A 10,313-nucleotide genomic window follows, 5' to 3' on the forward strand; every position below is an offset into this window, starting at 1 on the left:
ACCGCTGCAGTACCTCCGGTACCTCCAATGTTATGGGTCATACCGATTTCTGCACCGTCCACTTGACGTCCGCCGGCTTCTCCTCTGAGTTGCCATACAACTTCAGCAGCCTGAGCAATACCTGTAGCACCTAATGGGTGTCCACGTGCCTTAAGACCGCCTGAGGTGTTTATTGGGAAGTCACCATCGATTTCAGTTTGTCCTTCTTCAATAGCTATTCCGCCTTTACCTTTTTCGGCAAATCCTAAGTCTTCAACTGCCAATAATCCGTTGATGGAGAAACAGTCGTGGACTTCAGTCAAGTCAATGTCTTTAACTGTAACTCCTGCCATTTCATAAGCTTTTCTGGATGCGACTTTTGTTGATTCAATGGTAGTGATATCTTTTCTGTCATGGAGTGTTAATGTTCCAGAAGCCTGTGCAGAAGCTTTTACATAAATTGGAGTGTCACTGTATTTTTTTGCATCTTCGGCAGGCACCATTACAATTGCTGCTGCTCCGTCACTTACAGGGGAACAGTCAAGAAGTGTCAATGGATCTGCAACCATAGTGGAATTGATTACTTTATCAACAGTTACTTCGAATGGGAACTGTGCATTCGGGTTTTTGGATGCGTTTTTGTGGTTTACTACGGAAAACTGTGCAAGTTGTTCACGGGTGGTTCCGTATTCATACATGTGTCTTTTTGCAATCATTGCATATAATGACGGGAAAGTAGCTCCCTGCTGTGCTTCCCATTCCTGGTCGGATGCTGTGGCAATAGCCGGGGTAGCATCAACGACATCAGTCATCTTTTCCACACCTGCGGAAATTACTACATCATGAAAACCGGATGCAACCGCCATGATTCCCTGTCTTAATGCCAATCCTCCTGATGCACATGCAGCTTCAACTCTTGTGGTTGGAACCGGATTAAGACCTACATGGTCGGAAATAAGTGCTGCAATATGTTCCTGTTCTACAAATAGACCAGAGGACATATTTCCAACAAACATTGCTTCAATATCATTTCCATCAATGCCAGCATCCACCAAAGCCTTTACACCAGCCTCAGCAATCAAATCCCTAAAGGAAGAATCCCATAATTCACCAAATTTAGTTTGTGAAACTCCGATAATCGCAACATCTCTCATATTTAAGCCCCCTTACATTTTAATTTTGCCTTTGAATTTAGCATAAACAGCATAATCAACATATTTTTTATCATTAATGATTTCCTGTGTTTTTGGAGCTAAATTTCTTCTTTGTTCTATTTCATCTTTTACAGTTATTGAGAATCCATCACTTCCTGCACCTGAACCGTATGAGATAACAAAGATTTTATCTCCAGGGTCAGCTACATCCAAAATATTGGATAATGCTAAAGGAACTGCACCTGAATAGGTATTTCCAATGTTTGGAGTTAAAAGTCCCTGTTTAATCTGTTCTGATGTGAAACCTAATTTTTTACCTGCCCTGAGGTAAAATTTACCGTTAGGCTGATGGAAACATGCGTAATCATAATCTTCAGGTTTTGTATCTGTTTCATCCAATAACATTTTTGCTGCACTTAAAACATGCTTGAAGTATGCAGGTTCTCCTGTAAAACGACCTCCGTGGGACGGATAGTCCTGACCTTCCCTTCTGTAGAAATCAGGAGTGTCTGTTGTAAAACTGCAGGTATGTTCAATGTCAGCTATTGTGTTTTCTTTTCCTATAATGTATGCTGCACCACCGGCAGATGCGGTGTATTCCAAAGCATCTCCAGGAGCACCTTGTGATGTGTCAGCGCCAATAGCCAAACCGTATTCAATCATTCCGGATTCAACTAAACCCATTGTCATTTGAATGCCTGCGGTTCCTGCCTTACAAGCAAATTCCAAATCGGCTGCAGTCAATTTTGGGGTTGCGCAAACCGCTTCAGCTACAATGGAAGCAGTCGGTTTTACTGCATAAGGATGTGATTCGGAACCAACATAAACAGCACCAATTTTGCTTGGATCAATTTGAGCTCTTGCTAGTGCATATCTAGCAGCAGTTACTGCAATAGTAGCAGTGTCTTCATCAGCAGAAGGAACGGATTTTTCATTAACAACCAATCCGTTTGACAAAGCTACAGGGTCATCACCCCATACCTTTGCGATTTCCTCTACCTTAATTCTATAAGATGGTACGTATGCACCATATCCTACTATTCCTACCATTAAATCACCTTAAATAATAATCTTGAACGACATTAAAAATTAATTTAATTATTAATATTTTATATTTATTATTATATAAAACTAACTAATAAATAAGTATTTTTAAACAAAATAAGAACTTTAAAAAAAGAATTGAATTCAAGATGCAGTTGCCGGGATTCGAACCCGGGTTGTAGGCTTGGAAGGCCCAAGTAATAACCAGACTATACCACAACTGCATTGATAAAAAGTGCGGCGTCCGGGATTTGAACCCGGGTCGCTAACGTGGCAGGCTAGAGTCTTAACCAGGCTGGACTAACACCGCATAAAAACTAACAACAAATAAACTTATGTTTTAATAATATATAAAGGTTTCGTTTTAGTTAATTTATTTGAAAAATAATGAAAAAAATGAAAGAATTAAATTTTATGAGCTATAATACAAATCCAATCATTTTCCTCATTCAGATATGCTTTGAAATCCTTAAAACCTGCAGTTTCAAGTGATTGCCTTAAAACATCCTCGGAATATATTTTCATGTCCAATAACTCTACCAGATCATCATATTTTTCCATTTCACCTTCTCTGTAGACTGCTTCATTGCAGATGAATATGAATCCATCTTTTTTAAGAACCCTATTGACCTCCTTCAGGTCATTGATGAAATCCGGCCAGAAATAGATTGTCTCAAAGCATGTTGCAATATCAAAGGTTTCATCGTAAAAAGGCATTTCGGAAACTGATCCCTGAAGCACATTGACAATTCCCCTATCGATTGCCTCACGGTTAAGATTAGTTGATTTTTCAACGCTGACATCGGAATAATCGATTCCTACAACCCTTCCGTTATCGGATATCTGTGCTGCAAAGCGTTCAATATTTCTTCCACCGCCACATCCAATATCCAGGATTTTACTGTCTTCGTTAATTTCAAAATGGCTTACTCCCCATTGAGCCATGCTTTCGTGTGACCTGTTCATCCTGTCCAGTATCTGATGGCCCAGTTCGCCTTCAGGCTTTCTTGCATTTTTAATAAGCTCCTTATCTTCAATGTGATGACCTGTATTCACCTTATCATTATCACTCATAATATCACTTTTTAAATCCTTTTCTGGTTTTTATGGCCTGTCCGGTTTGGAACTGTTCTATTTCACATGCTCCAAGCAATGCTTTTCCGTAGGCAAGCAACTTATCCTCTTCATTAACAATGAGAACTTCGTCCTTTGCCCTTATGTTTTCATCACATGTCACGACAAATTTGCAGAATACGCTTTTTCCGTCAAGTGCAAATGGTTCTGAGTCCTTGTTTACAACAACCCTATTTTGCGGATAAGGCATTCTGTTGTGCAGTCTTTTTGCTCCCTCTTTTGATAAAATCAGATATGAATCAGATGCCCTCATATTTACAATCAGAACCTTGCCATCATAGATGTGTCTGATTTTGCCTGTCTTTTTACTTTTCTCTATGTTAATGTTGCCGGTGAAAAGCGCATCGCCCGCTCCAACACCGAACTGGTAATCCGCAATTGCCTTAACCTTTTTGACATCATCCTTATGGTATCTGATTTCATCTGAAAAGTCGGATTTTTCATATAATCCGAGTTCCAAATCGTTTACAACTCTTTTGTGAATCAGTACCTGGTCATAGTATTCGACAAATTCAGAGATGAAATCTTCTGCAAATTCAATCGCATCAACATCACGGGTTTTCGGAGCATCATTCTGGCTCAGAGGATAGACCTCATCGATTTCCAGAGGTATCAGTCCAAACGGAATATCCAATACCATGAAATCTGTGTCTTCCAAATCAAGTTCCTTTTGAGCTCCGTAAACGTAAAATTCACCAAGTTTTCCTGAAACGAATTTGGAGTAAGGTTTTCTTGAAGGCGGCAATATTACCAAATCACGCTTTTTAGGCATTTGGCGAAGCTTTTCCAGGTGCCTTATGACCTCACTCCTGCAGAGTGATTCCGGACCGGTGTAGAAAAATGCTGACTTTTTGCTTCTAGGATCATATTTTTCCAAATCCTTTGAGTAGTTTCCAAGATGCCTGACTGCTTCAAGAAGTGCAGGGTGAGCTCTGCATCTCTCTTCTACAAGCTCCATCAGATTGCCGTCATAGATTGCCTGTCTGATTAACCTTAACTCTGCAAATGAAACATGCAGATTATGCTGTGCTATCAGCTCCCTTCTTTTTTCTTTAGGCATTGCCCTTAAATCATCAGGAGTGTATTTGGTACAGACTTCACATGAACATGGCATTTCCTGCAGGTTTTCAAGCTTGTATGTTCCCCTTGTTGACAAAAGCCTGTCATCCTCAGCATATAAGATATATGCCGCTGAATCAAACAAATCACAACCCATTGCAACGCACAGGGCAAAAATCATAGGATGTCCTGCCCCCATCAGATGGCGGGGAACGGTATCTGACAGTTCAGCCATTGAGTTCATCACAACATCAACAAGATCCTTGTAGTGATAGGACTCCATTAAAGGAACAACCGCCCCTATAGGGTACAGGTCGGCGTCAAGCTTTGACAATTCCCTTGCACATTCACGTCTGAGGTCTAGAAATGTTGAACCCTGAACTACAGAGTTTAAAAGCATTTCCATGTTCTGTTCTTTTTTATATGCAACAGCTTCCCTTGCCCTTTCCAGAGTAATTTCCAAGTCACTTTCTGCCTTTTCACGGTCAACGAAAGGAGCTGTCGGAATGTCAAGACTTGTTCCTATGTCTGTTTTAATCAGTTCCTGAAATTCAATGACTTCCTTGTTTGTGATTTCAACATCCCCATAGACGGACAGCTGGAAAGATCCTGAATCAGTCATAATCGGGCCGTCAAAGTGAATCAGCTCATGCAATCCTTTCTCGATTGCCTCTTTTTTCAAATCTTCATCCTTATAAATCAGATATGCATTGGTAATGACAATATCAGCCCCATATTTTCCAACATCAATTTCCTGTTTACGCGGATGAATAACAGGCATCAATGCAGGTGTTTTGACATCACCATGTTTTGTTTTCAAAACGCCTACACGCCCCATATTATCTTTAGCTTTAATTTCAAACATCATTTAACCTTAATAATTTAATTAATCGAACCTAATTGATAAAACGTGGAATTTGAAAAAAATTAAGTTCTAAAAAACACACCTCTAAAATCAGTTAGAGTGTCAATACTACCTACTTTAACATTAAGTTAGAAATTATTTAAATTTTGCTCATCGAAGGATTTAAAAATAAACTGAAACTATTAAAAAAAAATCATTCTGCGAAATTGCCTTGGATTCACTAAATTATTAAACCATGAAAAACTAAAATACTTCCAGATATAATGAGTTACGAAAACAATGCAAGAGTAATTAATGACGATATTTTTGATTTGGTCAATCAATGTTTCAGTCAGGAAAGAAGTGGTCGAAATATTGAAGGAAGGGTTAATTTTTTTGATACTTATAACAATTATTTTGTTTTAACAGATGATGGATCCTATTCTATTAATTCAAAAGAAATAAATCATAAAGTTGAGACATTACATACATCTACCGGTGCAATAAGTGAGTCATTTGAGAAATTTATCAAACCGATGAAGTTCAATTATGATAAAGACATTGCAATTCTGGACATCTGCGCCGGAATAGGATACAACACTTCCGCCGCAATAGCTGACTTCATCAAAAATTCAAACGATTCCAATTTGAAAATCGATATGGTTGAAATATCCAAGGCTACCCTTGCATGCGGCCTTTTGGTGCCGTCCCCGATTAAAGAACATGACATTACAAAAAAGGCCATTGAAGATGAACTTATCAAACAGGACTATGCGGCATTAAGTTTAGAAACCGCCGAAATTCCTCAAAACATTGACATCAACGTCTTCATCGAAGATGCAAGACAGACCGTTCAGAATCTTGAAAGCAACAGTTACGATGCAATATTTTTAGATCCGTTCAGCCAGAATATGGCTCCGGAATTATTTTCACTTGAATTTTTCAAACAGTTCAGGCGCCTAATAAAAGATGACGGCATCGTTGCAACCTACACCTCTGCAGCACCAATCAGAGCTGCCTTTATCGATGCAGATTTCTATATAGGCTTGGGACCTATATTCGGAAGAAAGCAGGGCGGAACACTGGCAAGCCCAAATCCGCTGATGCTTGAAACATCACTTCCAAAAAATGATGAAATAAGGATTGCACTGTCGGATGTCGGAATACCGTTTAGGGATCCTAACCTGAATGACAGCAGCGACGTTATTTTACAGAGAAGAACTGATGAGCGCCATGAGGCAAGACATACTACCAAAATATCATCTGCAGTTAAAACACCAATATTTCTCGGCCAGGAAATGGATGATGAAAAACTCAAAAGGCGCGTTGAGAGAAACCTTGCCAAAATGAACATACCTTCAACAACCTCTGATGAAGCATACTACATTGTTGAAGTTGAAAATAACTACACCGAAAAACAGGATGAAAAAAATAACTCAAGAAACAGAATTCTTGATATGAAAAAAAGATTAAAAAAAGTTAAAAGTGGAAAATTATAATACTACATATTTTCCGCTTGTTAAAGTGTACGCATCAGCCTTGGTACATGCCTTGGTTGGTGTAATGACTTTCAGGTTATCAATACTTCCACCATGAATATGTCCGAATACAGACCAGTCACAGTCACAGTTTGCACAGACAATTATACCTTCAGCACTGCTTCCTTCCTTATTACCTGTTGCAGGGAAAACACCGTAATCAGTATATTCATTTCCTGCAAAGAAGATTCCCCAGTACAGTTCATGACTGCCACAGTAAGGGCATGTTCTGTCAAATTCTGTTACATAGAAAGTATATCCGTACTTGCTTAGCTCTCCGGAAGAAGAGGCCCTACCAATAGCCAAAAGGGAATATCCGTCTTCTGAAACACCATACTTATTATATGTTGTTCCAACATTTGACTTGATGACCTCAATTGTTTTTGTGGTTGAATAACCGTTTCTCAAATCTTTACATGACACCTTATAGGTACCTGCCGAAAGATTGAAATTAACACTGGCCGCACCATAACTATTTGTCTTTACGGTTTTTGTAACATTATTAAGGGTAATTTCCATATTTGTATTCTTTGCAAGACTGCCGTCGTTATTTACAAGTGTTGCAGTGAATACTGAAGTCTTGTTTTCAGCCGCTACAATGTTGCTTGCCTTGATGGTAGGATCATTAACAGTAATCTTTGTCTTAAGGTATGACTGTGTATAAGGGTCATATGATGAAAATGTGTAGGTTCCTTTAGCCAGTTTGAATTTTACACTAGCTACACCATTTGCATCAGTCTTTGCAACTTTTTTAACACCTTTGATGTATACATAAACCTTAGCGTTCTTTACCAGCTTTTCATTCTTGTAGATAGTGACCTTGAATGTTGAAGTCTTATCTGAAAACACTGTCATTTTCTTTGCAGTCATTGTCGGTGAAATCTTGACTGTGTTAGTCGCCTTTTCACCGGTTACAGGATTTATGGAAGTCATTTTAAATGTGGACGGATCTGAAATAATTGCCAGCTTAGCCACACCTTTTGAATTGGTCTTTACATTAAAAGTAAAACCATGAGCTTTGAATTTAATATATTTTTTAACCAAAGGTTTTCCATCCTTACCGTAGAATGTTGCAGAAAATGTTCTGGAACTCAAATAATGTTTTGTAACATCACTTGCAATCACTGATGTCTTGACGGTAACCCTGTTTGATATCTTATATCCTTTCGGATGAACCGCCCATACTACATAGTCTCCAACCTTCAAATTAAGTTCAAGAGACGCCACACCTTTTGAATTGGTTTTTTTAGTATAGGTTTTATTGTTAAGAATAAACTTAACGTTGGTATTTTTCAAAGGTGTTCCATCACTGTTAAAAAATGTAGCGGAATACTTTTTAGTATTTGAATAGGTTTTAGTTACATTTTTTGCTGTGATTAACGGCAGCACTTTAACATTTGACTTGTCTACAGTACCCTCATATGATGCTGAAACCACATAATTGCCAGCAGTCAAATCCAGAGGCACTGAAACCCTGCCGTCCTCATCAGTATTTTGAGTATAACTAACACCATTAATATATAAACTAACGGATGCATTCTCTACCGGATCATTATTTCTGGATAAAACAACAGTATAATTCGATCCGCTGTAATATGAGCTTGACTCGCTGGTCAATACATATTTCGCATCAGCACCTGTAGTTTGAATACTTTCACTTAATGATAATGGACTTTCACTCCCCGAAGGAGGTTCCACATCAACTTCTTCAGCAAGCATATCATCAGTTGAATTTGTATCGACTGCAGCAACTGCAGAAATTGACAACATGAATGCCAAAGTTATTAAAAATAACTTGAATTTTTTATTAAACATAAACGTTAACTCCATTTAACATTTGTTCGTAATATCTTTTATTGTACTTTTTCTATAAAAAGCTTTTGATTTTCTAAAAAAGCTCAAATAAGTTTAATTTATAAAAAATAAACAATTACAAGTTTATAAATAGTTTAAATAGCTTAAAATAATCTAAACTATTAACAAAAGATAAATTTTAACTGAAAATAAAATCTTTAATTTTAATAATAGTTTACTAAACTCTTATTACATTTCATCTAATCTAGTGAGATATTATCACATTTTAGTAAAACTTTGAAAATTACAAAAGAAATTTTATAAAATATTATTAAAAAGCTAATGTAAACTTCTTTGATTTGGATTTAAAGCTCAAATATTAAAAAAAGATAAAAAAAGAAAAATGTGTTGGAAATGCTATTCCACCGTTACACATTTTGCTAAATTTTTTGGCTTGTCAGGGTCATGTCCCTTTTCAAGAGTAATATAATATGCTATCAGTTGCAATGGTACAATATATACCAATGGTGCAATAATCTCTTTTACATCAGGATTTATTGGAATGACAACATCTGCCTTGGCATTTAGTGATTCATCACCAGCAGCACCAAGTGCCAATACATTTGCTCCACGGGATTTGACCTCTTCCAGATTACTCATGGTTTTTCTGTAATTGTCACCCGGAGGTATTATGACAACAACCGGAATTCCTTCATCAATCAATGCCAAAGGACCGTGCTTAAGTTCTCCGGCAGCATATCCTTCACCATGAATATATGAAATCTCCTTAAGTTTCAATGCACCTTCAAGTGCTGTCGGATAGGAATAACCCCTTCCGAGATAGAAGAAATCACGTGCATAGTTGTATCTTTTTGAAAGTTCCTTGATAAACTTATCCTGCTCCAATACTTCATCAATAAATGCAGGAACCTTTTCAAGTTCATTAAGCAATTCCTTGTTTTTTGAAAGCAATGCTGCAAACAGATAGATTGAAGTAAGCTGAGCCACATATGTTTTTGTTGCTGCAACTCCAATTTCAGGACCTGCCTGGGTTTGAATAACATAATCCGCCCTTCTGGTTATTGCAGAGCCTGCAACATTAACGATTCCCAATGTCTTTGATGTCTGGTTGGCCACGTCAAGTGCCTTGAGTGAATCAGCTGTTTCACCTGATTGAGATATGAAAATAACTAATGTTTTATCATTTAAAGTATTAGCAGAGTATTTGAACTCTGATGCCAGAATGACATCTGTAGGAATTCCTGCAAGTGATTCTATTAAGTATGTTCCGGTCAGTGAAGCGTGATATGATGTTCCACATGCAACAAAGCATACCCTTTGCAGGTCTCCAACCTCATCAATGATTTCCTGGATGTTTTCCTTTTGAGTCAATGTGTTGGTGACTGCGATATCCTGTTCATTAATCTCCTTAATCATGAAATGGTCATAACCTTCCTTTTCAGCCATTTCAGGAGTCCAGTTGATGGTTTCAATTTCCTTGTTTACTACATTGTCAAACTCATCGTGAACTATGACACCGTCCCTGTCAACAATGACAATTTCACCCTTTTCAGGATAGATTATATCCTTTGCATATTTTAATATAGCCGGAGAGTCAGATGCAAGATAATATCCGTTTTCACCCAAGCCCACAATTAATGGTGAGTCCTTACGGGTTGCAACAATCTTATTCGGTTCCTTTGTGGAAATTGCAGCAATCGCATAGGCTCCTTCAATTACTTCAATTGTTTTTCTAACCGCATGCTC

7 protein-coding genes and 2 tRNA genes are annotated in these 10,313 nt (G+C 37.8%); 1 reads left to right on the plus strand and 8 read right to left on the minus strand.

The annotated features are described in order from the left end of the window. The 6 genes from ACJMLH_RS01500 to tgtA form a co-directional block, all read right to left on the minus strand. Positions 1-1,133: thiolase domain-containing protein (locus ACJMLH_RS01500; RefSeq protein ID WP_405274168.1), on the minus strand; the 1,133-nt coding region annotated here is incomplete at its 3' end. 12 nt (positions 1,134-1,145) lie between these two features. Beyond that, positions 1,146-2,183: a hydroxymethylglutaryl-CoA synthase gene (locus ACJMLH_RS01505; RefSeq protein WP_405274169.1), complete on the minus strand. Its 1,038-nt coding sequence runs from the start codon at positions 2,181-2,183 to the stop codon at positions 1,146-1,148. Positions 2,184-2,327: 144 nt separating this feature from the next. Continuing rightward, positions 2,328-2,401 (minus strand) — tRNA-Gly (locus ACJMLH_RS01510). A 12-nt stretch (positions 2,402-2,413) separates the two neighbouring features. Further along, positions 2,414-2,487: transfer RNA gene (locus ACJMLH_RS01515), tRNA-Gly, on the minus strand. 95 nt (positions 2,488-2,582) lie between these two features. Continuing rightward, positions 2,583-3,251 carry a class I SAM-dependent methyltransferase gene (locus ACJMLH_RS01520; RefSeq protein ID WP_405274170.1) on the minus strand — a complete coding sequence of 223 codons (669 nt, stop codon included), beginning with the start codon at positions 3,249-3,251 and terminating at the stop codon, positions 2,583-2,585. Positions 3,252-3,255: 4 nt separating this feature from the next. Further along, positions 3,256-5,235, minus strand: coding sequence for a tRNA guanosine(15) transglycosylase TgtA (gene tgtA / locus ACJMLH_RS01525; protein ID WP_405274171.1), 1,980 nt, complete (start codon positions 5,233-5,235; stop codon positions 3,256-3,258). 263 nt (positions 5,236-5,498) lie between these two features. Here tgtA and ACJMLH_RS01530 point away from each other — a divergent pair, with 263 nt between their 5' ends. Beyond that, positions 5,499-6,713, plus strand: coding sequence for an MnmC family methyltransferase (locus tag ACJMLH_RS01530; RefSeq protein ID WP_405274172.1), 1,215 nt, complete (start codon positions 5,499-5,501; stop codon positions 6,711-6,713). Here ACJMLH_RS01530 and ACJMLH_RS01535 read toward each other — a convergent pair. Beyond that, positions 6,708-8,567 carry a hypothetical protein gene (locus ACJMLH_RS01535; protein ID WP_405274173.1) on the minus strand — a complete coding sequence of 620 codons (1,860 nt, stop codon included), beginning with the start codon at positions 8,565-8,567 and terminating at the stop codon, positions 6,708-6,710. The two genes, ACJMLH_RS01530 and ACJMLH_RS01535, sit on opposite strands and share 6 nt — an antisense overlap. Before the next feature lie 396 nt (positions 8,568-8,963). Then, positions 8,964-10,313, minus strand: a 1,350-nt coding sequence (glmS, locus tag ACJMLH_RS01540) for a glutamine--fructose-6-phosphate transaminase (isomerizing) (RefSeq protein ID WP_405274174.1), incomplete at its 5' end; no start/stop codon positions are given.

This window comes from Methanobrevibacter sp. (assembly GCF_045116495.1).
In the GTDB taxonomy this organism is placed as follows: domain Archaea; phylum Methanobacteriota; class Methanobacteria; order Methanobacteriales; family Methanobacteriaceae; genus Methanocatella.